Annotated in this window: 24 protein-coding genes; 10 read left to right on the top strand and 14 right to left on the bottom strand. The window is 68.1% G+C overall.

What is annotated here, in order from left to right:
- The first annotated feature begins 56 nt into the window (after positions 1–56).
- Positions 57–2249 (top strand): TonB-dependent hemoglobin/transferrin/lactoferrin family receptor, encoded by a 2193-nt coding sequence (locus GTW51_RS17425; RefSeq protein WP_203566149.1) that lies wholly within the window; start codon positions 57–59, stop codon positions 2247–2249.
- A 117-nt stretch (positions 2250–2366) separates the two neighbouring features.
- Here GTW51_RS17425 and GTW51_RS17420 read toward each other — a convergent pair whose 3' ends face one another.
- On the bottom strand, positions 2367–2990 hold the full coding sequence (locus tag GTW51_RS17420; RefSeq protein ID WP_163045323.1) for a methyltransferase domain-containing protein: 624 nt from the start codon (positions 2988–2990) through the stop codon (positions 2367–2369).
- A gap of 267 nt (positions 2991–3257) precedes the next feature.
- Between GTW51_RS17420 and GTW51_RS17415 the strand changes: the two genes are divergently transcribed.
- Entirely contained in the window at positions 3258–3659 is a 402-nt protein-coding gene (locus GTW51_RS17415; RefSeq protein ID WP_203566148.1) for a YbaN family protein, read from the top strand.
- A 31-nt stretch (positions 3660–3690) separates the two neighbouring features.
- On the opposite strand, the gene GTW51_RS17410 is transcribed toward GTW51_RS17415, so the two are convergent.
- From GTW51_RS17410 to GTW51_RS17400, 3 genes are read right to left on the bottom strand one after another with little or no spacing between them, the layout of a single operon-like run.
- Complete coding sequence (locus GTW51_RS17410; RefSeq protein ID WP_163045319.1) at positions 3691–4128, bottom strand: DUF1810 domain-containing protein; 438 nt, start codon at positions 4126–4128, stop codon at positions 3691–3693.
- A gap of 1 nt (position 4129) precedes the next feature.
- Positions 4130–4942, bottom strand: coding sequence for an exodeoxyribonuclease III (gene xth / locus GTW51_RS17405; RefSeq protein WP_163045318.1), 813 nt, complete (start codon positions 4940–4942; stop codon positions 4130–4132).
- A gap of 11 nt (positions 4943–4953) precedes the next feature.
- Positions 4954–5724 carry a hydroxypyruvate isomerase family protein gene (locus tag GTW51_RS17400; RefSeq protein ID WP_163045317.1) on the bottom strand — a complete coding sequence of 257 codons (771 nt, stop codon included), beginning with the start codon at positions 5722–5724 and terminating at the stop codon, positions 4954–4956.
- Between the two features lie 231 nt (positions 5725–5955).
- On the opposite strand from GTW51_RS17400, the gene GTW51_RS17395 reads away from it, so the two are divergent.
- The 4 genes from GTW51_RS17395 (at position 5956) to GTW51_RS17380 (ending at position 10655) form a co-directional block, all read left to right on the top strand.
- Positions 5956–6948, top strand: a complete 993-nt coding sequence (locus GTW51_RS17395; protein ID WP_163045316.1) for a threo-3-hydroxy-L-aspartate ammonia-lyase — start codon at positions 5956–5958, stop codon at positions 6946–6948.
- 230 nt (positions 6949–7178) lie between these two features.
- Complete coding sequence (locus GTW51_RS17390) at positions 7179–7568, top strand: FecR domain-containing protein (protein WP_246233240.1); 390 nt, start codon at positions 7179–7181, stop codon at positions 7566–7568.
- Positions 7569–7588: 20 nt separating this feature from the next.
- On the top strand, positions 7589–9430 hold the full coding sequence (locus GTW51_RS17385) for a CHASE2 domain-containing protein (protein ID WP_246233239.1): 1842 nt from the start codon (positions 7589–7591) through the stop codon (positions 9428–9430).
- 76 nt (positions 9431–9506) lie between these two features.
- The gene (locus tag GTW51_RS17380) at positions 9507–10655 is read left to right on the top strand and encodes an FAD-dependent oxidoreductase (protein WP_163045313.1); all 1149 of its coding nucleotides are present in this window, start codon (positions 9507–9509) and stop codon (positions 10653–10655) included.
- A gap of 11 nt (positions 10656–10666) precedes the next feature.
- Here the strand turns inward: GTW51_RS17380 and GTW51_RS17375 are convergent, their stop codons facing one another.
- The gene (locus GTW51_RS17375; RefSeq protein ID WP_343034047.1) at positions 10667–11620 is read right to left on the bottom strand and encodes a D-alanyl-D-alanine carboxypeptidase family protein; all 954 of its coding nucleotides are present in this window, start codon (positions 11618–11620) and stop codon (positions 10667–10669) included.
- 291 nt (positions 11621–11911) lie between these two features.
- Here GTW51_RS17375 and purU point away from each other — a divergent pair, with 291 nt between their 5' ends.
- Complete coding sequence (gene purU / locus GTW51_RS17370; protein ID WP_163045312.1) at positions 11912–12766, top strand: formyltetrahydrofolate deformylase; 855 nt, start codon at positions 11912–11914, stop codon at positions 12764–12766.
- A 33-nt stretch (positions 12767–12799) separates the two neighbouring features.
- Here the strand turns inward: purU and GTW51_RS17365 are convergent, their stop codons facing one another.
- The 4 genes from GTW51_RS17365 to GTW51_RS17350 form a co-directional block, all read right to left on the bottom strand.
- Entirely contained in the window at positions 12800–13885 is a 1086-nt protein-coding gene (locus GTW51_RS17365; RefSeq protein ID WP_163045310.1) for an ABC transporter ATP-binding protein, read from the bottom strand.
- Positions 13882–14706: an ABC transporter permease gene (locus GTW51_RS17360; RefSeq protein ID WP_163045309.1), complete on the bottom strand. Its 825-nt coding sequence runs from the start codon at positions 14704–14706 to the stop codon at positions 13882–13884. Before GTW51_RS17360 ends, GTW51_RS17365 begins: the two co-directional genes overlap by 4 nt.
- The gene (locus GTW51_RS17355; RefSeq protein WP_343034046.1) at positions 14703–15557 is read right to left on the bottom strand and encodes an ABC transporter permease; all 855 of its coding nucleotides are present in this window, start codon (positions 15555–15557) and stop codon (positions 14703–14705) included. Before GTW51_RS17355 ends, GTW51_RS17360 begins: the two co-directional genes overlap by 4 nt.
- A 126-nt stretch (positions 15558–15683) precedes the next feature.
- Positions 15684–16808 carry an ABC transporter substrate-binding protein gene (locus GTW51_RS17350; RefSeq protein WP_163045307.1) on the bottom strand — a complete coding sequence of 375 codons (1125 nt, stop codon included), beginning with the start codon at positions 16806–16808 and terminating at the stop codon, positions 15684–15686.
- A 216-nt stretch (positions 16809–17024) separates the two neighbouring features.
- On the opposite strand from GTW51_RS17350, the gene GTW51_RS17345 reads away from it, so the two are divergent.
- The 3 genes from GTW51_RS17345 (at position 17025) to GTW51_RS17335 (ending at position 19704) form a co-directional block, all read left to right on the top strand.
- Positions 17025–17924, top strand: coding sequence for a CehA/McbA family metallohydrolase (locus GTW51_RS17345; protein ID WP_163045305.1), 900 nt, complete (start codon positions 17025–17027; stop codon positions 17922–17924).
- A gap of 135 nt (positions 17925–18059) precedes the next feature.
- A complete protein-coding gene (locus GTW51_RS17340; RefSeq protein WP_163045304.1) occupies positions 18060–18767 on the top strand; it encodes a DUF1045 domain-containing protein in 708 nt (235 codons plus the stop codon).
- Positions 18768–18825: 58 nt separating this feature from the next.
- A complete protein-coding gene (locus GTW51_RS17335; RefSeq protein ID WP_163045303.1) occupies positions 18826–19704 on the top strand; it encodes an SMP-30/gluconolactonase/LRE family protein in 879 nt (292 codons plus the stop codon).
- Between the two features lie 7 nt (positions 19705–19711).
- Here the strand turns inward: GTW51_RS17335 and kduD are convergent, their stop codons facing one another.
- From kduD to GTW51_RS17310, 5 genes are all read right to left on the bottom strand, one after another.
- The gene (gene kduD / locus GTW51_RS17330) at positions 19712–20470 is read right to left on the bottom strand and encodes a 2-dehydro-3-deoxy-D-gluconate 5-dehydrogenase KduD (RefSeq protein ID WP_163045302.1); all 759 of its coding nucleotides are present in this window, start codon (positions 20468–20470) and stop codon (positions 19712–19714) included.
- The gene (gene kduI, locus GTW51_RS17325; RefSeq protein WP_163045301.1) at positions 20467–21291 is read right to left on the bottom strand and encodes a 5-dehydro-4-deoxy-D-glucuronate isomerase; all 825 of its coding nucleotides are present in this window, start codon (positions 21289–21291) and stop codon (positions 20467–20469) included. Before kduI ends, kduD begins: the two co-directional genes overlap by 4 nt.
- A gap of 79 nt (positions 21292–21370) precedes the next feature.
- Positions 21371–21703 carry a cupin domain-containing protein gene (locus GTW51_RS17320; RefSeq protein WP_163045299.1) on the bottom strand — a complete coding sequence of 111 codons (333 nt, stop codon included), beginning with the start codon at positions 21701–21703 and terminating at the stop codon, positions 21371–21373.
- A 10-nt stretch (positions 21704–21713) separates the two neighbouring features.
- Complete coding sequence (locus tag GTW51_RS17315; protein ID WP_163045298.1) at positions 21714–23201, bottom strand: mannitol dehydrogenase family protein; 1488 nt, start codon at positions 23199–23201, stop codon at positions 21714–21716.
- A 4-nt stretch (positions 23202–23205) separates the two neighbouring features.
- Positions 23206–24486 (bottom strand): TRAP transporter large permease, encoded by a 1281-nt coding sequence (locus GTW51_RS17310; RefSeq protein WP_163045297.1) that lies wholly within the window; start codon positions 24484–24486, stop codon positions 23206–23208.
- Positions 24487–24491 lie beyond the last annotated feature (5 nt).

Genomic DNA, 24491 nt, shown 5'->3' with positions numbered 1-24491 from the left:
TGGAATAATTCCAGACGGCGCAGGGGTCCGGGGGCGCTGCGCGAGGGGCGATGACGATGCGTGACATGATGCGAGCGATGATGACGGGGGCGGCGGTCTCGGCCCTTCTGACGGGCGGTGCGGGGGCACAGACCGTCGCGACGCAGGACAACCTTGTCCTCGACCCGGTCATCATCGAGTCAGGCGAAGCAGCGGCACAAGATGGCGTCGGCGGGACGGTCACGACCAGCACCACGCTGCGTGCCACCATCGACAACAAGCTGATCGACAGCATCGAGGATCTCGGCCGCACAGAGGAAGCCGGCATCAGCTTCAATCGCGCCACGCGTTCGATCAATATCCGCGGCCTGGAAGGGCCGCGCGTGCTGACCACGATCGACGGGATCCGGGTGCCCTATCTCGCCGATGTCGTTCGCGGCGCCAGCGGCGGCGCCGACAGCTTCGATTTCAGCTCGCTGTCAGCGCTCGACCTGACGCGCGGCGCCGACCCGCTGCTCGGCTCGGGCGCGCTCGGCGGCGTCCTCGCTCTGCGCACGCTCGACCCCGAGGACCTCCTGCCGGGCGACAAGACCCTCGGCGCCCTCACCAAGAACGGCTACGATTCCGTCGACGAAAGCTGGTTCACCTCGAACGCCGCGGCGATCCGCGTCGAGAACACTTACGCCCTGATCCAGGGCGGCTATCGCGGCGGCCACGAGATAGACAACCAGGGCGACATCGACACGCTCGGCGCGACGCGGACCGAGCCCAACCCGCTGGACTACGACCAGTACAACATCCTTGCCAAGCTGCATCAATATGTCGAGGGCGGGCACCGCTTCGGCGTCACCGGCGAGATCTTCAGCCGCGACGACGACATCGACACGCGCACCAGCCAGGGCGCGACGGGAAACTACCTGGCGGGGAATTATTCGTCCGGCGAGGACGTCAAGCGCGAACGCGCGATGTTGACCTACGACTATCTGTCGCCGGACTGGGGCGCTAGCTGGCTGGATGAGGCCTCGGCGGTGCTTTACTACCAGAACGTCGAACGGCACTCGACGATAGACGCCTACCGCTCGACGTCGGTCGTCGGCCCCTATTACCGCGATAACAGCTTTGCGGAGGAATCCTTCGGCTTCAACGGCCATGCGACGGAAAATTTCGAGACCGGCATCGTCTCGCACCGGCTGACCTTCGGCACCGAGTTGCGGACCGCGACGACCACCCAGTATTCTTACGGCGAGGACAATTGTCGCCTTCCCTATACCGGCTCGTTCAGGGTCTGCAACAATCTGCACACCAACCAGTCCGACACGCCGGAGGTCGACAGCAACGCCGTTAGCTTCTTCGCCGAAGATGTGATGGGCTTCAACGATGGTCGCCTGCGCCTGACGCCCGGCCTGCGCTTCGACTGGTACGAGGAGACACCGCAGCTCACCGACGAATATGCCGGCAGCGCCGCCTATGACGGGACGCTGCCGCCCGGCTCCAGCGACACGGCGGTCTCGCCCAAGATCCTCGTCGAATACGACCTCTTGCCGGAACTCACTGCCTATGCGCAGTGGTCGATGGGCTTCCGGGCGCCGACCGTCTCGGAACTCTACTCGCGCTTCGGCGCGGACGGCACCTATCTGCGCGCCGGCAACCCCGAACTGGAAGCCGAGCGCAGCAACGGCTTCGACATCGGCATGAAGTACGAGAACGCGAACTACGGCGCCCACATCAACGTCTTCCGGACCGAGTACGAGAACTTCATCGACGTCGTTCAGCTGGCGCCTCCTGGAGGTCTCTACCCCCAGGGCGGCATCTCCAGTTACCGCAACATTCCCGATGCCCGCATCTCCGGCGTCGAGCTCGGCGGCCATGTCCGCTTCCTCGACTACTGGACGGCGCGCGGCTCGCTGGCCTACGCCGAAGGCCGCAACCTGACGGACGACACCTATCTCGACTCCGTACCGCCGCTGACGGCGATCCTCGGCCTCGGCTACGCCCAGCTGGAATGGGGCGGCGAGGTCTCGACGAAGCTGGCGGCACGCCGGGACAAGGTGGACGAGGGCTACGAGGCACCGGGCTACGGCGTGGTCGATCTGACGGCTTGGTATGCGCCCGAAGCCCTGCCCGGCTTCAAGGTGGCCGGCGGCGTCTTCAACGTCTTCGACAAGACCTACTACGATGCGGTCAATGTCCCCGACAGCCCGTCCCAGCCCGATCTCTACTATTCCGAGCCTGGCCGTTCGTTCAAGCTGAACCTGACCTACCAGTTCTGAGCGTCCGGCCTCCCGACCGCGAGCGGCCATGCGGCTGCCGCGGTCGGTTCCCCGGGGCATGGCGAGGATGCGCACTGCACCCGTCCCTGCAGGCGGCACGCCCATCGCCCGGCCAGGTCATGCCGGGACCTGATCTGCGGCGAGCAATCGCTCGAACACCGCCATCTGGCTCGTGCCGCCGAGGTCGCGGTGGTTTCCGGCAATGTCGGAGCACGCCACCTGATAGCGGTTCCGCAAGGCGACGCCTTCGGCCCACTGGCGGAAACGCGGCCGATCCCACTCGAAGCGATGGTCGGGATGCCGGAAGCGGTTCGGGGGCACGCCCAGCAGGCCGTTGAACTCGGCATTGGGGGTGGTGACCACCACCGTCGCCGGCCGCATCACCGCAAAGACGGCGCGTTCGAGGGAACCGAGGCGGGCTGGGTCGACATGTTCGATGGTCTCGACCAGCACCGCACAGTCGAAGCCGGTATAGGTCGGCCCGGCCTCGATCAGCGATCCGTGCACGAGCTTGATGCGCTCGACGCCTTCGTCCAGCAGGCTCCCCAGCCGGGTGCGCAGCCGCGCCAGCGCCTCGTGTGACAGGTCGATGCCGACGAGCCGGTCGATCTGCCGTTCGCCGGCGAGCTCCGTCAGCAGATCCCCATCGCCGCAGCCGAGATCCAGCACGCTGCGCGCGCCCGAAGCCCGCACGGCACGCAGGACGGCATCGAGCCTTTGCCGGTGCAGCCATGACGTCATCGGCTCCCCCCGGCCCGCGGCCGGCGGTCTTGCAGCCCGGCCCGGGTCATCGCGGCGTCATATCTCGTCAGATGTCGGCTCAATCGATCTCCTGCCCGTTGTCCGGCGCCACATCTGGCACGTCGCTCGTGCCATCGGAGCACGCGGGGCAGCCGGCATAACATGGGAAAGCGTTTCGTGCGCCGCTCGTCGCCTCGCATCTGGCTTCCTGCCCCTGCCGCCCCTATCTGCCGCGGGAGAAACGGCCGGGCGGCGGCCGGGAGACGAATGATGCGGTGGCTCTGGATCCTCCTTGGAGGCCTTTCCCTCGTCGCCGGCGCCGCCGGCGTGGTGCTCCCGCTCGTGCCGGCAACGCCCTTCCTGCTGCTCAGCGCTTTCGCCTTCTCGCGCGGCTCGCCGCGGCTCGAAGCCTGGCTGATTGGCCATTCCCACCTCGGGCCGCCCATCCGCAACTGGCGCGACGGCGGCACGATCAGCCGACGGGCCAAGCGCACCGCACTGGCGGTGATGGCCGTCACCTTCGCCGGCAGCTGGCTCGTCGGCGTCGGCACGACGGTGCTTCTGATCCAGTTCCTCGCTTTGGCCGGCGCCGGCCTCTTCGTCGCAACCCGGCCGGAGCCGTCGGAAGCCGTGCCCGCCGCGATCGATTGCGATCGCCAGGACGGCTAAGCCCTGGTCGTGACGGCCCGGTCGAGGCCGGTCACCCCTCGTTCTGGCCGAGCAACGCCAGCGTCCCCGCGTCCATCCGGCCGCCGAAGAGCCGGTCCAGCGCCCGTCGAAACAGCGCATCCTCGTCGGCGGCCTTGGCGAACAGCGTCATCGACGAATGGAACTTCATGTCGTCCGGCGCCCCGAAGATGGCGTTGGCCGAGCGGCCCTCGACCCCCAGCACCGTCTCCGTGCAGCGCCTGAGGCGGGGCCCGAGCACGACATGATTGAGATAGGCGCGCGCTTCATCGAGCGACGCGAGGGCGTAGAACTGCGCGGTCGGCGAGCGGCCGAGACCGTCAAGCTGCGGGAAGACGAACCACATCCAGTGGCTCTGCTTCCGGCCGGCGGCGAGTTCCGCCAGGACCGTGGCAATGACCGGGTCCTGCGCGTCGACGAATCGTGCGAGATCGTTGGACTTGGCATCCATCTCAGCTCTCCTTGACCGGGCGTCGCCGCCGCTTCAACGGCGTGTCGGCGAGTTCGATCCAGGTCGGCGCGTGGTCGCTCGCCTTTTCCCAACCGCGCATGTCTCTGTCGACGCCGGCCGCGGCCAGACGCGGTGCGATCGCCGGGCTGAGCAGGAAATGATCGAGCCGCAGGCCGGCGTTGCGTCCATAGGCGTTCCGCAGATAGTCCCAGAACGTGTAGATCACCGCGTCCGGATGCAGCGCCCGCAGCGCGTCGAGCCAGCCCTGATCCAGAAGCCCGGCGAAAGCCGCCCGAACTTCCGGCCGGAAAAGGGCGTCGCCCTCCCAACGCTCCGGCTTGTAGACATCGAGCTCGGTCGGCATGACGTTGTAGTCGCCGGCCAGCACCACGGGCGCGCCGGTCTCGATCAGCATCTTGGCGTGGTTGGCGAGGCGCTGGAACCAGCGCAGCTTGTAGTCGAATTTCGGGCCCGGGGCCGGGTTGCCGTTCGGGAGATACAGGCAGCCGATAAGGACGCCTCGCACCGCCGCCTCGATGTAGCGGCTCTGCTCGTCCGCATCCTCGCCGGGCAGGCCGCGCCGTGTTTCCAGTGGTTGGGTGCCGCGCGCCAGGATCGCGACGCCGTTCCAGCTGCGCTGCCCGTGCCAAATCGCGCCGTAGCCGGCCTTCTCGATCGCGGTCGCCGGAAACTTGCCATCGGGCGCCTTCAATTCCTGCAGGCAGACGACGTCCGGCGTCGTCTCCTCCAGCCAGCGCAAGAGAACGGCGAGGCGTCCGTTGACGCCGTTGACGTTGAAGGTCGCGATCCGCACCGCCGGCGCGCTCAGGCCGACCGCATCCCGGCAAGCCAGCCGAGCCCCTCGTCCGTGCCGGCGCGTGGCCGGTATTCGGCGCCGACGAAGCCGTCATAGCCGAGCGCGTCGATCGCCGGCAGCAGCCAGTCATAGGCGATCTCGCCCTCGTCCGGCTCGGCCCGCGACGGCACGGCGGCGATCTGGACATGGCCGATCAGCGCCCGGTGCGCCTCGAAGCGACGCAGCAGGTCGCCTTGGGTGATCTGCGTATGGTAGCAGTCGAACATGATCTTCAGCTCCGGCCGGCCGACCCGCGCGATGATCGCCGCTGCATTCTCGATGCCGACGAGGAAGTAGCCGGGCGCATCGCGATGGTTCAGCGGCTCGATCAGCACGGTCATTCCATGTCCCGCCGCAAGCTCGCAGGCATGGTGCAAATTGGCTTCGAACGCTTCCGCCGCGCCGTCTGCGCCGAGCGACTTCCCGGCCATCACGTGGACAGCGGACGCGCCGATCGCGGCGCCGTAGGCGAAGGCCTCGTCGATCGCCGCGCGCGCCTCGGCCTCGCGGCCCGGCATGGCGGCCAGCCCGAAATCCCCGGCATCAGGCCCTTTGCGCGTGTTGATGCCGAGCATCGGCAGCCCGGTCTCGGCAAGCGCGTCGCGCACCGCGCCGACATCCTCGTCATAGGGCCAGTGGCACTCCACCGCCGAGAAGCCGACGCGGTGAGCAGAACGGATCGCATCGGGCAGGCTCATCCCCGTCCACAGGAATCCGAGATTGGCGGAAAAGCGCGGCATCGGTGGAACTCCCTGGCGGCGTCGCGGTGCCAACGGCTGTTTGCCGACAGCGGTAACCGGAAAGACTGGCGCATCCATAGCCGAAGCGGCAAGAGGAGGAAAAGCAAGGACTCGCCAGCCGCGCTTCGCTGTGATCGCGGTGCTTGGCAATATGCCAGGCGCGGCTATCATGCACCACAACGCGAGATGCCGTTGAACGGGCACCTCGCAATGCGCGGAGAACGCACACCTATGGCAGTTTCGGTTCTGGAAGCCGGCAGCAGCACCGGCCTGCCGGTTTTCGCCGACATCGAAGCGGCGCGCGGGCGCCTCGACGGCATCGCGCATCGCACCCCCGTGCTGACCTCGCGCTTCGCCGACGAGCGCACCGGCGGCCGGCTGTTCTTCAAATGCGAGAATCTGCAGCGGGCCGGCGCCTTCAAGTTCCGCGGCGCCTACAACGCCATCGCCGCGCTGCCGCCCGAAGCACGCCGGCGCGGCGTCATGGCCTATTCCTCCGGCAACCACGCCCAGGCGATCGCCCTGGCGAGCCGGCTGCTGGACGTGTCGGCGACGATCCTGATGCCGATCGATTCGCCCGCGATGAAGATGGCGGCGACGCGAGGCTACGGCGCCGAGGTAGTCACCTATGATCGTTACACCGAGGACCGCGAGACACTGGCCCGCGATCTCGCCGCCGAGCGCGGGCTGACGCTGATCCCGCCTTACGACCATCTCGAGGTCATCGCCGGCCAGGGCACGGCGGCCGCCGAGCTGATCGAGGCGACCGGCCCGCTCGACATGCTCCTCGTCTGCCTTGGCGGCGGTGGCCTCCTGTCCGGATGCGCCCTGGCCGCCGCCGCGATGTCGCCCGGCTGCCAGGTGATCGGCGTCGAGCCGGAAGCCGGCGACGACGGCCGGCAGTCGCTGGCCAGGGGCGAGATCGTCACCATTCCCGTGCCCCGCTCCATCGCCGACGGCGCGCTGACCACCCATCTCGGCCAACTTACCTTCCCGATCGTCCGGGAATTGGCGAGCGACATCGTCACGGTGCCCGATGAGGCGCTGGTCGAGGCCATGCGCTTCTTTGCCCAGCGGATGAAGATGGTCGTCGAGCCGACCGGGTCCCTCGCGGCAGCCGCCGCCTTCAGCGGCGCGGTGGCATGCGAAGGCCGCCGGGTGGGGGTGATCGTCAGCGGCGGCAATGTCGACCTGGCGAGCTACGCCCGCTTCCTCGCCGGCTGACGCGTCGGAGCGCCGGCGCAGAGCCGTTGGGGCACGCCCGAGACAAGCGCATACTGGCAGTCGAGTGGTAGCCACTGACGGCCGCCGGGTTCGAGGAGTGACGCATGATAACGGTATCTGCGGCCAGAATGGCGGCTATCCTGGCCTTCCTTTGCCTCTCAGTCGGAGCGACGGCGGCCCAGCAGGCTTCGGGCTGCACGTCCTCCACCCTGGGCAATCCGCCCCGCGCGATGATCCGATGTCCCGGCGGACTGGTGATCGAGGCGGAAGCCGCCGCCGCCATCACGATCCGCGCGCCTGCCGCCGGTGCCGCTCCCACCAGCGTTGCCCTCTCCGGCCGAGCGGTGCTGATCGACCTGACGCCGCCCCGCAGCTTCCAGATCCAGACGCCGCACGCGATCGCCTCGGTGCGGGGCACCATCTACGCGGTCGATGTCGAGGCCGGCGCCACCGCGGTGTTCGTCTCGCGCGGCGCGGTGCAGGTAGCGGCCCGGCAGGGCTCCGGCACCGTAACGCTCGGGCCCGGCGAAGGCGTCGACGTCCGCCCCGGCGAGCCGCTCGTCGTGCGCCGCTGGCCGCAGGAGCGCGTCGCGCGGCTGCTCGCCCGCTTCGGGCAATGATGCTGCGGCGGCCCGGCGGCTTGCTGCTGTGGACCGCCGTCGCCCTCCTCCTCGCTGCTGCCTGGGCGGGCTGGCTGGCGACCATGCACCTTGCCGGAGAGCGCAGCCTCGTCGACCGGATCGAGAATCCGCTGGCCGACCTCCGGCTGCTCGTCGCAGGGCCGCTGCCCTCGCCTGATAAGGTCGTCATCGTCGCGATAGATGACGGGACCGTGGCGTCCGAGGGCGGCTACCCGCTGCCACGCAGCCGGCTTGCCGCCCTGATCCGGGCTACCGATGCGGCGGGCGCCCGCGCGCTGGCCATCGATCTCTTGCTGGTCGATCCGACCACGCCACGCGACGATGCCGCCCTGGCAGAAGCGCTCGCGACGATCCCGACCGTCATCGCCGCTGCCGGCCGGTTCGATCGCGGCAACACGGTGACGAACGCGTTTCCGGTGACGGCAGAAGAATTGTGGCCCCTGCCCGCCTTTACTTCAACGGCGTCGGTCGGTTTCGCCAATGTCTCGACCGACGCCGCCGGCACGCCGCGTCACCTTCCCCTTCTTTTCGAAACCTCGCGCGGCCCGATGCCGGGCTTCGCGCTGCGGGCCGTCGGGCTCTACGACGGCACCGATCCGGTATTGGGCCGCGACGTTGTGACAATCGCTGGCGTGGCCGTGCCGCTGGATCTCGGCTGGAACCTGCCGCTGCGGATTTCCGGCCCGGCGCGCAGCATCGAGACGGTCAGCGCCGCCGACGTGCTGGCAGGAAACAGTGCAGCCCTCATCGGTCGCCTCGCGGTCCTCGGCGTCACCGCGACGGCGGTCGGCGACACCTTCTCGACGCCCTTCGATCCCGTCACGCCCGGTGTCGAGATCCTGGCGAACGGCATCGCCAACCTTCTCGAAGGCACCGGACTCGTGCGTGACGGGTCGATCCGCCGGATCGACACGTCGGCGGCGTTGGTCCTGGCGGTCGGCGGCGTCGCGCTGGTGTCGCTGCTGCCGCTCACCGTCGGGCTGGTCACAGCGACCGGTGCCCTGCTGCTCTGGGTCGCGGCGACCTTCGTGCTGTTCGACCAGGGTTTCTGGCTGAGCGCCAGCCTGCCCCTCGCGGCCGCGCTTCCGCCGATCGGCGTGGCCGTCCTTGCCCGGCAGATCTACGAGCGGCGCCTGACCAGACGGCTGGCGGAAGCGGAGCAGTCCCTGCGCCGCTTCCAGCCGCCGGCGCTCGCCCAGCGCATCGCCCGTGATCCGCAATTCCTGCGCGAGCCAATCGAGCAACCGGCGGCGATCCTCTTCGTCGATCTCTCCGGCTTCACCACCCGCAGCGAGGAGCTCGGTCCGCTGCGCACGCGGACGTTCCTGAAAGAGTTTCACACGATCGTCGTCGAAGAAATGGCCGCCCACCATGGCGTAGTGCTGAACTTCATGGGCGACGGCGCCATGACGGTTTTCGGCGTGCCGGATGCGGCGCCGGACACGGCTTCCGAAGCGTTGGCGGCTGCCTTCGCTCTGGCGCGACACGTCGGCGCATGGTTGCGGACGGCGGCCGGCGCCAGCGATGGGAACGGAGTCCGGCTCGGCCTGCATTACGGCACCGTCGTGCTCTCCCGGCTCGGCCACGACGCCCACCAGCAGATCACCGTCAGCGGCGACAACGTCAATGTCGCGAGCCGGCTGATGGAGGTCGCCAAGGCGCATGGCGCGACGCTGGCCGTGTCGTCGGAGCTTCTCGACGCCCTGGACAAGGACAGGGCCGGTTTCGGCGAGCCGGACTCGGTCGGACAGGTCGATATCCGTGGCCGGCGACAGCCGGTCACCGTCGCGCTCTGGCACGGCGAACGCCCAGCCTGGCCGGAAGCGACGCCCGCCCCCTGATGCCATGCTGTGAACCGGCGCGGCATGCCCCTATCTTGTCGACGACGCGGTTGACGGGCGCTCCTGCCTGCCGCCGATGAGGAACAGCCGCCTGCCCCGATCCGACTCCCCCCGCCATGTCGTGCTGCTCGGCGCCGGCCATGCCCATGTGACCGTGCTGAAGGCTTTCGGCGATCGGCCGATGCCCGGCGTCCGGCTGACCCTGGTGACCCGCGACGTCCATACGCCCTATTCCGGCATGCTGCCGGGCTTCGTCGCCGGCCTCTATGCCTATGACGAGTTGCTGATCGACGCGGCCGGCCTGGCCCGCTACGCTGGCGCGACGCTCATGCGCGGCGAGGCCATCGGGATCGACCCCGAGGCGCAGACGCTGGATGTTCGTGGCCAGGGCGCGGTCGACTACGACCTGTTGTCGGTCGATATCGGCTCGGTGCCCAACCGCGCGCCGGGCGCGGCCGGGATTCCGGTCAAGCCGATCGGCGATTTCGTCGACCGCCTGGATGTGCTCGGCCGCGCGGCGGCTGCCGACGGTGAAGGCTTCACCGTCGCGATCGTCGGCACCGGGCCGGCCGGCGTCGAACTCGCCTTCGCCCTCTCCATGCGCCTGCGGAGCGGCGGCAGGGGGGCGACGATCATTCTCGTCGGCCGCGATCCGGAGATCCTGTCCGAGCGTAGCCCCCGGACCCGCAGGCGATTGACCCGAGCTTTAGCCGACAAGGGCATACGGCTCGCGACGGGTTTTGACGTGATCGGCTTCGAGGACGGCGAACTCCGCGCCGCCGACGGGCGACGTATTATGGCTGACACGGTGCTCTGGGCGACCGAAAGCGCCGCGGCGCCCTGGCTGTGCGACACCGGGCTGGCGCTGGACGCAGGCGGCTTCATCGCCGTCGACGCGACGCTTCGCTCGCTCTCGCATCCGTCGGTCTTCGCCGCCGGCGACATCGCCGCCCTGCCCGATCCGCGCCCCAAGGCCGGGGTCTTCGCCGTCCGGCAGGGACCGATCCTCGCCCGCAACATCAGGCACGCATTGGAGGACACGCCGCTCGGGCCCTACCGGCCGCAGCGCCACTGGCTGTCGCTGCTGTCGACCGCAGACGGAAGCGCCGTCGCCGACAAATGGGGCCTCTCCACCGAGGGGCGCTGGGTTTGGCGCTGGAAGGACTGGAACGACCGCCGCTTCGTCGATGGCTACAACGCGGTCGCGCGCCGCACCCCGCGTTAGGATCGACGCGCCTATTCGACCGCGATGCCGGGCGCATACGACGGGGCGCCCGAGAACGCCACGACCGGTGCCGCGCCGAGATACCGATCGATCAGCTCGACCATGTAGGCATCCCGCTCGCGCCCGGTCTTTCCACCCATCACGACGACGAGGATACGCCGTCCGCCCCGCTTCGCGGTGGCGATGAGGTGGAACCCGGAATCGCGGATGTAGCCGGTCTTCAGGCCGTCAACGCCCGGCACCTTGCCGAGCAGCTTGTTGGTCGCCTGGTAGTGCCGGCCGCCATAGTCAAACCCGGTCTTCGAGAACATCGGCGCATAGGCCGGAAAGCGGGCAAGCAGCGCGCGGGCGAGCGTGGCCATGTCGCGCGCCGTGGAGACCTGCAGCGGATGGGGCAGGCCGGAGGCGTTGGCGAAGTTCGTGTGCCGCATGCCGAGCGACCGCGCCTTCGCGGTCATCGCCGCGGCGAAGGCCGGTTCCGATCCGCCGAGATTTTCGGCGATCGTCGTCGCCACGTCATTGGCCGACTTCACCGCCAGCGCCTGCGCCGCATCGACGACGCGGATAGTCGACCCCGGCTTCAGCCCCAGCTTCGACGGCACCTGCGCGGCGGCATTCTCGCTGACGACCAGCTCGCTGCCGAGCGACAGCTTGCCGCTCTCGACCGTCTCGAACAGCAGATACAGGGTCATCATCTTTGTCAGCGACGCCGGATAGCGCAGCCCGTCCTCCGCGTCGGCGTAGAGCGTCCGGCCGCTCTGATAGTCGAGCACGAGCGTCGAGGCGCCGCGGATCTCCGGCTCACCGAGGGCGATCGCAGGGGTCCCGGTCTGGGCATAGGGCAGCAGCCCCGCCGACGTCAGCTCCGTCGAGCGGCAGGCGACGAGCGACAAAGCAAGGAAGGCGACGACCGCCGCTCTGGGGGCGTCGATCAGGCAGAACCGGCGAAGGCGGTTTCCGTTCACGGGGCGAACCTCGGTGTGGTTTCAATGAGCTAGGCGCGCCCGGCTTGGCCTGTCAAACTGACAGCATCCCCTTCAGGCTTGCTTAACGCTCTGTGTGCCCCGACGGGCACAATTCGCCTGAGCTCTCGGACGTGGGCGCCAACCGCTGTCCGGCCTGCGCAACGCCGTGTCGCAGCCGCGCGATGCGTTGCTGCACTGCACCGCCTATGCTGCAGGCACCAGCGCGATTCGCCCGCTGGCTCCTGCCTCGGCGAATCCGTGCATCCCGCAGACGAGACCGACAGGCCTGCCATGACCGACCAAGCCTTCATCCTGACGCTGTCCTCCAGGGACCAGCCCGGCATCGTCGCCGCGGTGACGACCGAACTTGCCGACGCCGGTGCGAACATCGCCGAGAGCGCGCAGTTCTGGGACCGCCAGAGCGACCGCTTCTTCCTGCGGATCGCCTTCACGGCGCCGCAGGGAACGCAGCGCGACGCGCTGGAGCGGCAGCTCGCGCCGGTCGTTTCGCGCTTCGACCTGAAGACGACGATCGCCGACCTGTCGCGCATGCCGCGGATCGTGCTCCTGGTCTCGAAATTCGACCACGCGCTGCTGCATCTGCTCTACCAGATACGCGTCGGCTGGCTGCGCGCCGAGATCGTCGCCATCGTCTCGAACCACGAGGATTCCCGCCGCACCGCCGAGTACGAGGGGGTGCCATTCCATCACTGGCCGGTGACCCGCGAGACCAAGGCCGAGCAGGAAGAGAAGCTCCTGACGCTGGTGCGCGAGAGCGATGCCGATCTCGTGGTGCTCGCCCGCTACATGCAGGTCCTGTCGGACAATCTCTCAAGGCGCCTGTCCGGCAAGATCATCAACATCCACCACTCGTTCCTGCCGAGCTTCAAGGGCGCCAAGCCCTACCACCAGGCGCATGAGCGCGGCGTCAAGCTGATCGGCGCGACGGCGCATTACGTCACCGCCGACCTCGACGAGGGCCCGATCATCGAGCAGGAGACCGAGCGCGTCACTCATGCGATGTCGCCCGACGATTTCGTCGCCGTCGGCCGCGACGTCGAGAGCCGCGTGCTTGCCCGCGCGGTGAAGATGCATCTGGAGCAGCGGGTGATGATCAACGGCCACCGCACGGTAGTGTTTAAGTAAAGGCGCGGCCTGTCCGGCCGCCCGAGCCAGGCCTCAGGCCACCGCCGCCATCGTCGCCGGCGTCGCGCCCGGCTGAAGCGCGAACACGTCGTGTGGCGAAAAGAACAGGTCGACGACCGTGCCGCGGACGGGCGGCGGCGATGTCGGGCGGTTGAACGTGTCGGCGAGGATCGTGCCGCCGGCGACGGACAGCCGCAGCCGCACCACTGACCCCAAAAAATGCGCGTCCTCGACGCGGCCGCGTAAGCAGTTGACCCGTTCCGGCGACGGCTCGAGCTTCACCGCCTCCGGCCGCAGCGCCAGCGTCACCGGCGAGCCGGCGGCGCCCGGGCTCGGCTCGGCGAGCGTCACCGGGCTGCCATCGACCGTCACGCTGCCGCCGGCCGCCCTCACCCCTTCGATCAGGCTGAGCGTGCCGACGAAACCGGCGACAAAACGGTTGTTCGGCCGGTTGTAGATCTCGAACGGCGCGCCGCACTGCTCGATGCGGCCCTCGCTCATCACCACGATGCGGTCGGACATCGACAGCGCCTCTTCCTGGTCGTGGGTGACGAAGATCGTGGTGATCCCGAGCTCGCGCTGCAGGGCCCGGATTTCCTCGCGCAGCGACAGGCGGATCTTGGCGTCGAGGGCCGAGAGCGGCTCGTCGAGGAGGAGAACCCGCGGGCTCGGCGCCAGTGCCCTGGCGAGCGCCACGCGCTGCTGCTGGCCGCCGGAGAGCTGGTAGGGATAACGGTCGGCCAGATGCGGCAGCTTGATCAGCTGCAGCATCTCCTCGACCCGCAAGGCGATCTCCCGTTTCGGCCGGCCCGCGACCTTCAGCCCGAAGGCGACATTGTCGGCGACCGAGAGATTGGGAAACAGTGCATAGGCCTGGAACACCATGCCGATCCGCCGGCGGTTCGGCTGCTGGTGGGTGACGTCCTCGCCGTCGATCCGGATCGTGCCGGCGGTGGGAAGCTCAAAGCCCGCGACCATGCGCAGCATCGTCGTCTTGCCGCAGCCGGAGGGGCCAAGAAACGAGACGAACTCGCCCTTCTGGATGGCGAGGTCGAAGCCATGCACCACGGTGTTCGGGCCGAAGCTTTTGGTAACGCCGGCAATGTCGAGAAAGCTCATCTTGCGGCACGCCTGGACAGGGTGAACAGAGAACGGGGCAAGCGGCGCCCGCCGGTCGCCTTGCGGCCGGAGAGCTGGATCAGCGCCATGCAGGCCCAGGTGATGGCGAAGGCGATCACCGCCAGCGCCGCAGGCTCGTAGGCCCGGTCGGCGCCAACCAGCGCGAGATAGGGGCCGAATGCCGGACGGTTGAGGAGGCTCGCCAGCACGAACTCGCCGATGACGATCGCGAAGGTGAGGAAGGCGCCCGAGAGCACGGCGGCTCGGACATTCGGCAGGATGACCTTGAACAAGATGGTGCTGCGCCTGGCCCCGAGGCTCTCGGCCGCCTCGGTCAGCGTGCGGATGTCGATCGCCGCCATGCCAGTGTCGACCGCGCGGAACATGTAAGGCAGCGACAGGACGACATAGCCGAAGACGAGCAGCAGGTTGGTGCCGTTCGCGGTCGCCGTGAACGGCAGGAAGGACGAGGAATTGTAGAGCCGCAGATAGCCGAAGACGAGCACGATCGGCGGGATCACCAGCGGCAGCAGCGTGATGAATTCCACCACAGGCCGCAGCTTCGGGAATCTCAGCCGCACCCAGTAGGCGGTCGGCACCACCAGCAGCGCGCCGAGCACGATCGTCGCCGATGCCGCGACGATCGAGAAGGTGAAGGTCTCGCGGAAACGCGGGTCGGCGAAGACGACGCGGTAGGCCTCGAAGCTCCAGATGCCGCGCAGCATCGACAACGAGAACTCGAAGGTCGCCACCAGCGGCAGCAGGAAATACAGCCCGCCGAGGAGGACGACGAGATAGGGGCCGACGGTCGACGCTTTCATCGCTGCCACCGTTCGGCACGAGCCCGCAGCCACAGATAGAGAAGGTTCGAGCAGCCGGTGATGACGATCATCCCGAAGGCCAGCGCATAGCCGAGATTGGGGTTGTAGAGCACGTCGCCGCGGATCTGGGCGTAGAGCAGGATCGGCACGATGTTGAGCGACGAGCCGGTCAGCGCATAGGCGGTGGCGATCGCCCCGAAGGCGTTGGCGAAGAGCAGCAGGAAGCAGCCGAGGATCGACGGCGCCAGCACCGGCAGCCCGACCATGCGCCAGTATTGCCAGCTGGTGGCACCGAGAATGGAGGACGCCTCGCGCCATTCCTTCTTCAGGCCGTCCAGCGCCGGCGCGATGATCAGCACCATCAGCGGGATCTGGAAATAGAGATAGGTGATCGTCAGGCCCCAGAACGACAGGAGGTTGAAGCCGAGCCGGTAGATATTGATGCCGAAGCTCTCGTTCAGGAACACCGTGACGAGACCCAGCCGCCCGAGCGTCGCGAGAAACGCGAAGGCGAGCGGAATGCCGGCGAAGTTCGAGGCAACGCCGGAGAAGGTGAGGATGCTGGGGCGGATCCAGGCAGGCAGCCCACCATGGACGATCGCATAGGCGATGAAGAAGCCGATCAGCGCGCCGAGCGCGGCCGAGGCGACGCTGATCTTTATCGAGATCCAGTAGGCCGCCATGATCTGCGGCGTGAACAGGCCCTCTATGTTCGCGAGCGTCAGCGCGCCGCTCGGATCCTGGAAGGCGCCGAAGACGAGATACACCGTCGGGCCGACCAGGAAGAGTAGCGCGAACAGGAAGAACGGGACGATCCCGAGCCAAGCGAGCGAGAACGGAGCCCCCTTCACGGGCGGACCCGCGACAGACGCCGACCTTGCATCGGGCAGAACTCCGTCGACGACTGACGCCATGCTTCCCCGCTCGAAACGCCTGCATGAAGGGACCGCCGCGAGACGGCGGCCCCCATGTTCAGATTACTGAACGGTGGCGCCGACGACGCTGTCCCACTGCGTGGTGATTGCCGTCTTGGCCGCGTCCTGTTCCTCGAGGGTCGGGAACTTCGCGGCTTCGTAGGAGGCCGCAGGCGGCAGCGCGTCGAGCAGGTCCTGCGGGATCTTGCCGGCGGCCGACATGGCATTGAAGCGGATCGGGTGGCAGTAACCCTTCAGCCAGGTCAGCTGGCCCTCGTCCGAGTAGAGATACTCCATCCAGAGCTTGGCGGCGTTCGGATGCGGCGCGTAGGCGCTGATGCCCTGAACGTAGACGCCGGCGACGACGCCGGAAGCCGGCACGACGACTTCGGTCGGCGGGTTATCGCCCAGCGTGTCGCGCGAGGAAAGCGCGTTGTAGTCCCAGTGGATGAGCACCGGCGTCGTGCCCTGTGCCAAGGTCGCGGTCGAACCGACCACCGGCACGAAATTGCCGGCTTCGTTGAGCCGCTTGAAGAAGTCGAGACCGGCCTGTCCGACGGCAGCGCCGTCACCGTCCGGCTGGGCAGCCAGGCCGGCGGCGTAGACAGCCTGAATTGCCTGGTTCGACGAGCGCGGGTCGCCCGAAAGCGCGACCGAATTGGCGAATTCCGGCTTCAGGAGGTCGTCCCAATCCTGCGGAACCTCGTCGACGATGTCCTTGTTCACCTGGAAGGAAAGAACGCCGTAATAATCGCCGTACCAGTGGCCGTCGGCATCCTTGGCGTCGTCCGGGATCTCGTCCCAGGTGGAGACCTTGTAGGGCATCAGCAGGCCCTCGGCCTGCGCCGCCGGGCCGAAGGAGAGGCCGACGTCGATGACGTCCGGTGCCTGCGGGCCGGTATTGCCCTGGTTGGCCTTGATCGCCTCGATCTCGTCGCCGGAGCCTGCATTCGGGTTGAGCTCGTTGATGGCGATCCCGTACTTCTCCTTGAAGCCCGCGATCATCTCGCCGTAATTGCACCAGTCGTGCGGCAGGGCGATCGTCGTCAGCTGGCCTTCTTCCTTGGCCGCGGCGACAAGTTCGTCCATCGACATCGCCGCGCCGTCGGCCGTCTGGGCAAAGGCCGCGCTGGTGGAAAGCGACAGGATCGCGGTCAATGCCGCGACGCGTTTGCAGGAGCTGTTCATGCGGAAACCCTCTCTGGCCTTCCGCCGGATCGGCGAAGGCGGTCAACCCCAGTCGTCTCACTCGGAGCGCCGGTGCGTTAGCACCGGCACATGACACTTGGATGTCGCTCTCTCGCCGCAATCCACTGGTGATCGGCGAGATGCTTCGGCGACGATCCGTCATCAATCCGATATTAAGCACCGGTAACCCGTTATCCGGCAAGAGCAGGAAAAAAGATGACCGGATTGTCCGCCTTCACGGCTGCCGGCCGCTTCCATCGCGGCAACATCCACACACATTCGGATCGCTCCGACGGCGCGCTTTCGCCGCAATCGGTCTGCCGCCATTACGAGGAGGCCGGCTACGACTTTCTCTGCCTGTCGGACCATTTCCTCGAGCGCTTCGGCTTTCCCGTCACCGACACGACGGCCTTCCGCAGCAACCGGCTGACGACCATCTTCGGCGCCGAGATCCACGCGCCCGAGAACAGCCACGGCGAGATCTGGCACCTCCTGGCCTGCGGCCTGCCGCTCGACTTCGCGCCGCTCGAGCCGGACGAGGATGCCGTCGCGCTGGCGGCGCGGGCCGTGGCCGCCGGCGCCTTCCTCGGAATCGCCCATCCGCAATGGTCGTCTCTGACCATCGAGGACGGACGCCAGATGGCCGGCATCGCCCATGCAGTCGAGATCTGGAACACCGGCTGCGACGTCGAATGCGCCCGCGGCGACGGCACGATGCTGCTCGACGCGCTGCTCAACGAAGGCCATCGCCTGACCGGCTACGCCGCCGACGACGCGCATTTCAAGCTGGCCGACTACAACGGCGGCTGGATGATGGTGAAGGCCGAGGCAAACGAGCCCGAGGCGCTGCTCGCGGCGATGAAGGCCGGCGCCTACTACTCGACGCAAGGGCCGGCGATCCTCGATATCGTCGTCGAAGCCGACCAGATCGAGATCACCTCCTCGCCGGCCGTCACGGTCTCGCTCGTCGGGCGCGGTTCGCGGGCCGAATGCGCGACCGGCCGCCAGCTGACCAGAGCCACCCTGCCGCTGTCGCGGTTTGCCGGCGACTGGTGCCGGGTGGTGGTGACCGATGCCGCCGGCCACCGCGCCTGGTCGAACCCGATCTGGCTCTGAGCCCGCCACGCGGACCGGCCAGCGCTGGGCAAATCGCGTCGAGGGGCCTATGTCCGCCCCGCCGCAAGACAATATGCGGTTCCCCGTGGCGCCTCCTGCGGCCGCCGCCCCACCAAGCTGACTGTGACCCCGCCCATGCGCGCCGCCATCTACTTTACGCCGCCCGCCGGAGCCCCCCTGACACGGGCGGCGGCGGAATGGCTTGGCCGCGGCGCCTTCGACGGGGAGCCGACGCGGCCGCGCGACAAGCGCCTCGATCCCCTCGTCGAGCAGCCGGCGCGCTACGGCTTCCACGCCACGATGAAGGCGCCGTTCCACCTCGCCGACGATACCGATCTCGCCGATCTCGATGCCCGCCTGGCCGCCTTCTGCGCCTCCCGCGACGCCGTCGCGATCGATGCGCTGGTCATCGACCGGCTGGGATCGTTCTTCGCCTTCGTCCCCGAAACACCGCCGGTGGCGCTCGTGGAACTCGCCGCCGCAGTCGTGCGGACGTTCGAGCCGATGCGGGCGCCGATGAGCGAAGAGGACATCCGGCGCCGTAATCCGGACAAGCTGAGCGAGCGCCAGCGCGAACAGCTGGCCGAATGGGGCTATCCCTACGTGTTCAACGATTTCCGCTTCCACATGACTCTGACCGGGTCCGTCGATGCGAAGGACCAGGCCAAGGTCGGGAAGCGGCTCGCCAAGCACTTCGGCGCGCTCGACGGCGCCCCGATCGCGATCGACCGGCTGGCGATCTTCGTCGAGCCGGAGCCCGGCGCGCCGTTCCGGCTGCATTCGATGCATCCGTTCGATCCCCGTCGCGACCGGACGGAGGTCGCGGGCGCGCTTGTCGCTTGACTTGCCACGTGCTGCCGTTCTTGCCTCGTGCAGACTGTCCTGACCGGGAGGAATCGAAATGACGGATGTGAAGGTCGGCGTGTTTTCCAGCATCGCCTGCCGGCTCGGCGAGGGCGCAACCTACGACCCGGCGACCGGCACCGCCTGGTGGTTCGACATCGAGGGCAAGGCGCTGCTCGAGAAGCCGACGGATGCCGACGAGGCGACTGTCCATCCCCTGCCCTTCATGGCGAGCGTCTTGGCGGTCATCGACGGCGACCGCCAGCTGATGGCGGCGCAGGACGGGCTCTACGTCCGCGACCGGCGCAGCGGCCGGCTGTCGCTGCACAGGCCGATGGAGGCGGAAAACGCCGCCACGCGCTCGAATGACGGCCGCGTGCATCCCTCCGGCGCGCTGTGGGTCGGCACGATGGGCATCGACGGCGAGGCAGGGCTCGGCGCCATCTACTGGTACCGGGCCGGCGAAATGCGCCAGCTCTATCCCGGCATCGGCATTCCGAATTCCATCTGCTTCTCGCCGGACGGGTGCATCGCCTATTTCACCGACACCAAGAACTACCGGCTGATGCGCGTCGACATCGACCCGGATAACGGCCTGCCGATCGGCGAACCGCAGCTGTTCTTCGATCACACGAGCCGCGAGGGCGGCATCGACGGCTCGGTCTGCGACGCCGAGGGGCAGGTCTGGAACGCCCGCTGGGGCTCGGGCATGCTCGACACCTACGCGCCGGGCGGCACCCGCATCGGCTCCATCGCCATCGGCGCAAGCCGGGTCACCTGTCCGGCCTTCGTCGGCCAGAGCGCCGACCGGCTGATCGTCACCTCCGCCTGGAGCGGGCTGTCCGATGCCGAACGTCGGGAAGACCCCGATGCCGGCAAGACCTTCGTGCTCGACCTGCCGGTCAAGGGCCGGCACGAGCCGAAGGTGCTGCTGTAGCCGCTGCTCAGCGGGCGAGCCAGCCGCCATCCACCGGCAGCACGGCGCCGTGGATGTAGCGCGCCGCATCCGACGCCAGGAACACCGCCGCGCCGCCGATGTCGGAGGCCTCGCCCCAGCGACCGGCCGGAATGCGCGACAGGATCGCGGCGGTCCGGTCGGGATCGTCGCGCAAGGCAGCTGTATTGTTGGTGACGATGTAGCCCGGCGCGATGGCGTTGACGTTGATGTCCTTGCCGGCCCACTCGCAGGCGAGCAGCTTGGTGACACCGGCGATGCCGTGCTTGGAGGCGGTGTAGCTGGCAACGCGGATGCCGCCCTGGAAGGTCAGCACCGAGGCGATGTTGACGATCGAGCCGCGCCGCCCGTCCGCGATCGCTGCCTTGCCGAAGGCCTGCGACAGGAAGAAAGCCGTCTTCAGGTTGAGATCGAGCACGTCGTCCCAGTCCGCCTCGGTGAAGTCCACCGCGTCGGCCCGGCGGATGATGCCGGCATTGTTGATCAGGATGTCGAAGGCCCCGTGCTCGGCGGCTGCCGCCTCGAACCGGCCGACCGCGACGTCCTTGTCGGCGAGATCGCCCAGCCATTCGCTCGCCGCACCGCCGGCGGCAGCGATCGCCGCCTGCGTCTCGGCCATCGGCGAACGACCGGCGCAGGCCACCGTCGCGCCGGCCGCGGCCAACGCGACGGCGATGCCCTGCCCGATGCCGGTATTGGCGCCGGTGACGAAGGCGCGCTTGCCGGAAAGGTCGAAGCGTCCGCTCATTTGAGGTCGCTCATGGCGACCATGTCGACGTCGCGATAGTCGACATTGTCGCCGGCCATCGCCCAGATGAAGGTGTAGGAGGCGGTGCCGGCGCCGCAATGGATCGACCAGGGCGGCGACAGCACCGCGTCCTCGTTCTTGACCACCAGATGCCGCGTCTCGGCCGGATCGCCCATCATGTGGAACACCCGCGCCTCTTCCGGCAGGTCGAAATAGAGATAGGCTTCCGAGCGGCGGTCATGGAGATGCGCCGGCATCGTGTTCCAGACCGAGCCGTTGTGCAGCGTCGTCATGCCGACGACGATCTGGCAGCTCTCCATCACGTCGGGATGCACGAACTGGAAGATCGAGCGGTCGTTGGACGTCTCGGCGGCGCCGAGATCGACCCGCTTGGCGGCGTCGATCGTCACCAGCCGCGTGTCGAAGCGGCGATGCGCCGGCGCCGAGAGGATGTAGAAGCGGGCGCCCTCGCCGGAAAAGGTCAGCGGCGCGTCGCCGAGCCCGACATAGAGCATGTCGCGATGTCCGAGATCGTAGGCGCCGCTCCCCGTTCGCACGTTGCCCGCCGTGCCGACATTGACCACCACCGCCTCGCGCCGGTCGAGGAAGCCCGGCGTGCCGGTCTCCTTGGCGCTGTCCAGCACGAGTTCGCCGCCGGCCGGCACGGCACCCCCGACGATCAGCCGGTCGTAATGGCTGTAGACGAGGCTGATCTCGCCTGGCTGGAACAGCCCCGCCATCAGGAACTCAGCGCGCAGCCCTTCGGTGTCGAGGGTCTTGGCGTGGCGCGGGTCGATCGCCTGGCGTGTTTCGATCTTCATGGGGTCTCGTCCTTCAGGTGTCTGGTAGGTGCACCCACGGCGCCGCGGTGCCGTGGGTAAATCGGTGGCAGGCCGGATGTCAGGGCGTGAGGAAGTCTTCCCGCGCCGGGGCGAAGACGTCGATCAGTCCACCACCACTGGCGCTCTGGCAGGAATGCACGGCGTTCGACGGCACGACGATGCTGTCGCCCTCGCCGATCGTCCGCATCTCGCCTGAGATCGTGAAGTCGAAGCTGCCGGATTTCACGTAGGTCGACTGCAGATGCGGGTGGGCGTGCGGCGGACCGTAGCCGCCGGGCTGGAACTCGACCTCGACGACCATCATCTCCGGCGTGTGCGACAGGATCCGCCGCCGGACCTTCTCGTCCACCTGCGTCCACGCGCCGGCGGTCTGTGCGGTAGCATTGCTCATGTTCTCTCCTTCAGGCCGTTGCGGCTCCGCCGCGGCCGTATTCCGAAACGGTTGCCGCGGCGCCGCGATCGAGAAGCGCCGCGAGTGCGGCGACGACGGGGCGAACGAAAGCATCCGAGCCCGCCAGGTCGCGACCGAAGATCTCCTCGACGCCGAGATAGGCCGCAGCGAGCTTCTCGGGATCGCGGCCGGCCGCCTCGCCGATCGCCTTCAGCCGGTCGGCCAGCGGGTCCCTGACGTCGATCGCCGCGCCCTTCTCGTCGATGCCGGTGACATAGCGCATCCAGGCGGCGACGCCGAGCGCCAGCCGGCCGATCGGCGCCCCGGCGGCGAGCCGGTCGCGAACCGTGCCGAGCAACCGCTGCGGCAGTTTCTGCGATCCGTCCATGGCGATCTGCCAGGTCCGATGCTTCAGCGCAGGGTTGTTGAAGCGCTGGACGAGCGCGTTGCGATAGGCCCCGAGGTCGGCGCCGGGCACGTCGAGCGTTGGGATGACCTCCTCGCTCATGAGGTCTCGGACCAGCCGCTCGAAGGCCGGATCGGCCATGGTTTCTGACACCGTCTCGTAGCCGGCGAGATAGCCGAGATAGGCCAGCGTCGAGTGCGAGCCGTTGAGCATCCGCAGCTTCATCCGCTCGAACGGCTCGACATCGCTGACCATCTCGACGCCGACGGAAGCGAAGTCCGGGCGTCCGGTCGGAAAGCGATCCTCGATCACCCATTGGGTGAACGGCTCGGTCATCACCGGCCAGGCATCCGCGACGCCGAGTGTCGCCGCAATCTCGGCGATATCCGCCTCGCTCGTCGCCGGCACGATCCGGTCGACCATCGTTCCGGCGAAGGCGACGTCGTTCTCGACGAAGCGCGCGAGGCCGCTATCGATCAGCGCGGCGTATTGCGCGACGATCCGGTGCACGGTCGGCCCGTTTTCCGGCAGATTGTCGCAAGGCATCACCGTGAACGGGACGATCTTCGCCTCGCGTCGCCGCCGCAGCGCCTCCGCCAGCAGGCCGGGCGTCGAAATCGGGGCACGCGGCCGGGCGAGATCGGCGGCAACATCGGGATGCGTCGGGTCGAGATCGCCGGTCGCCGGGTCGTGGCAATAGCCCTTTTCCGTGACGGTCATCGAGACGATGCGCACCGCAGGGTCGCACATCGCGGCCAGCAGCGCTTCAGGGTTCTCCGGCGCGACGTGGATCGCCTTCAGCGAGCCGACGACGCGCAGCCTGGTCTCGTCGCCGGAGCGGATGGCGACCGTGAAGAGATTGTCCTGCGCGGCTAGCGCGTCGCGCATGTCGGCTCGGCGCAGCGAGGCGCCGACGATCGCCCATTGCGGGTCGTCGGCGAGGATGTCGTCGAGATACACCGCCTGATGGGCGCGGTGGAACGCCCCGACGCCGAGATGCACGATGCCGGCCGCCGTCGTGCGCGGATCGTAGGTGGGCCTCCGGACCTGGCGATCCAGGTCCGGCAGCGTCCGGAGCGACAGTCTATTCATGCGATCACCGGAACAGCGACGGCAGCCAGAGCGACACGGCCGGGACGTAGGTGACCAGCGCCAGCACGAAGACCGCGGCGCCGTAGAACGGCCAGATCGAGCGCATCGCCTGCCAGACCGAGATCTTGCCGATGGCGCAGCCGACGAAGAGCACCGCGCCGACCGGCGGCGTGCAGAGGCCGATGCCGAGATTGAGCACCATGATCACCCCGAACTGCACCGGGTCGACGCCATAGGCGGTGACAACCGGCAGGAAGATCGGCGTCGTGATGATGATCAGCGGCGACATGTCCATGAACGAGCCGAGGCCGAGCAGCATCACGTTGACCATCAGGAGGATGACGAACGGGTTGTCCGACACGCTCTTCATGAAGGCGACGAGTTCGGCCGGCACCCGCAGATAGGCGAGCAGCCAGCCGAAGGCAGCCGCCATGCCGATGATCAGCAGGACCATGGCCGTCGTGCGGACCGCCCCGAGGGTTGCCTGGGTGAAATCATGGAAGCTGAGCGAGCGATAGCAGATGATCGTCGCCACCACGGCGTACACGACCGCGATGCACGAGCTTTCCGTCGCCGTGAAGACGCCCGAGCGCACCCCGCCGAAGATGATGCCGATCAACAGCAGGCCGGGAATGGCGCCGACGAACAGGATGGCCACCATCCGCCAGCCGGGGAAGCTTTCGGTCGGGTATCCCCGACGGACCGCCACCCACCAGCTGACGACCATCAGGCTCGCGGCGAGCAGCAGCCCCGGCACGACGCCGGCTGTGAACAGGTCGGCGATCGAGATCGTGCCGCCGGCCGAGATCGAATAGATGATCATGTTGTGCGACGGCGGCATCATCAGCGCGATGATCGAGGAGACGACGGTGATGTTCACCGCGTAGTCGGCGCCGTAGCCGCGCTTTTCCATCTGCGGCACCATCAGGCCGCCGATGGCCGAGGCATCCGCGACCGCCGAGCCCGACACGCCGCCGAACAGCGTCGACGCCGCGACGTTCACCTGCCCGAGGCCGCCGCGGGCGTGGCCGACGAGCGAGCCGGCGAAGGCGACGAGCCTTCCGGCGATGCCGCCGCGGACCATCAGGTCGCCGGCATAGATGAAGAACGGAATGGCGAGCAGCGCATAGACGCTGAGGCCGGAATTCAGCCGCTGGAAGACGATCAGCGGCGGGATGCCGATATACATGACCGTCGCCAGCGAGGCGATGCCGAGACAGAAGGCGATCGGCGTGCCGATCAGCAACAGGAACACGAAGGTCCCGAAGAGGATGGTGAGTTCCATGGTGG

It is taken from the genome of Aurantimonas aggregata (assembly GCF_010500835.1).
In the GTDB taxonomy this organism is placed as follows: domain Bacteria; phylum Pseudomonadota; class Alphaproteobacteria; order Rhizobiales; family Rhizobiaceae; genus Aurantimonas; species Aurantimonas aggregata.
Note: the sequence above shows the minus strand (reverse complement) of the source record. Positions and strands in the feature narration are given on the sequence as shown.

Excerpts from the sequence above, each read along its gene's own strand:
- GTW51_RS17425 (WP_203566149.1), top strand. The coding sequence starts at position 57 with ATGCGTGACATGATGCGAGCGATGATGACGGGGGCGGCGGTCTCGGCC.
- GTW51_RS17420 (WP_163045323.1), bottom strand. The coding sequence starts at position 2,990 with ATGACGTCATGGCTGCACCGGCAAAGGCTCGATGCCGTCCTGCGTGCC.
- GTW51_RS17415 (WP_203566148.1), top strand. The coding sequence starts at position 3,258 with ATGATGCGGTGGCTCTGGATCCTCCTTGGAGGCCTTTCCCTCGTCGCC.
- GTW51_RS17410 (WP_163045319.1), bottom strand. The coding sequence starts at position 4,128 with ATGGATGCCAAGTCCAACGATCTCGCACGATTCGTCGACGCGCAGGAC.
- GTW51_RS17400 (WP_163045317.1), bottom strand. The coding sequence starts at position 5,724 with ATGCCGCGCTTTTCCGCCAATCTCGGATTCCTGTGGACGGGGATGAGC.
- GTW51_RS17395 (WP_163045316.1), top strand. The coding sequence starts at position 5,956 with ATGGCAGTTTCGGTTCTGGAAGCCGGCAGCAGCACCGGCCTGCCGGTT.
- GTW51_RS17390 (WP_246233240.1), top strand. The coding sequence starts at position 7,179 with ATGATCCGATGTCCCGGCGGACTGGTGATCGAGGCGGAAGCCGCCGCC.
- GTW51_RS17380 (WP_163045313.1), top strand. The coding sequence starts at position 9,507 with ATGAGGAACAGCCGCCTGCCCCGATCCGACTCCCCCCGCCATGTCGTG.
- purU (WP_163045312.1), top strand. The coding sequence starts at position 11,912 with ATGACCGACCAAGCCTTCATCCTGACGCTGTCCTCCAGGGACCAGCCC.
- GTW51_RS17365 (WP_163045310.1), bottom strand. The coding sequence starts at position 13,885 with ATGAGCTTTCTCGACATTGCCGGCGTTACCAAAAGCTTCGGCCCGAAC.
- GTW51_RS17360 (WP_163045309.1), bottom strand. The coding sequence starts at position 14,706 with ATGAAAGCGTCGACCGTCGGCCCCTATCTCGTCGTCCTCCTCGGCGGG.
- GTW51_RS17350 (WP_163045307.1), bottom strand. The coding sequence starts at position 16,808 with ATGAACAGCTCCTGCAAACGCGTCGCGGCATTGACCGCGATCCTGTCG.
- GTW51_RS17345 (WP_163045305.1), top strand. The coding sequence starts at position 17,025 with ATGACCGGATTGTCCGCCTTCACGGCTGCCGGCCGCTTCCATCGCGGC.
- GTW51_RS17340 (WP_163045304.1), top strand. The coding sequence starts at position 18,060 with ATGCGCGCCGCCATCTACTTTACGCCGCCCGCCGGAGCCCCCCTGACA.
- GTW51_RS17335 (WP_163045303.1), top strand. The coding sequence starts at position 18,826 with ATGACGGATGTGAAGGTCGGCGTGTTTTCCAGCATCGCCTGCCGGCTC.
- kduD (WP_163045302.1), bottom strand. The coding sequence starts at position 20,470 with ATGAGCGGACGCTTCGACCTTTCCGGCAAGCGCGCCTTCGTCACCGGC.
- kduI (WP_163045301.1), bottom strand. The coding sequence starts at position 21,291 with ATGAAGATCGAAACACGCCAGGCGATCGACCCGCGCCACGCCAAGACC.
- GTW51_RS17320 (WP_163045299.1), bottom strand. The coding sequence starts at position 21,703 with ATGAGCAATGCTACCGCACAGACCGCCGGCGCGTGGACGCAGGTGGAC.
- GTW51_RS17315 (WP_163045298.1), bottom strand. The coding sequence starts at position 23,201 with ATGAATAGACTGTCGCTCCGGACGCTGCCGGACCTGGATCGCCAGGTC.
- GTW51_RS17310 (WP_163045297.1), bottom strand. The coding sequence starts at position 24,486 with ATGGAACTCACCATCCTCTTCGGGACCTTCGTGTTCCTGTTGCTGATC.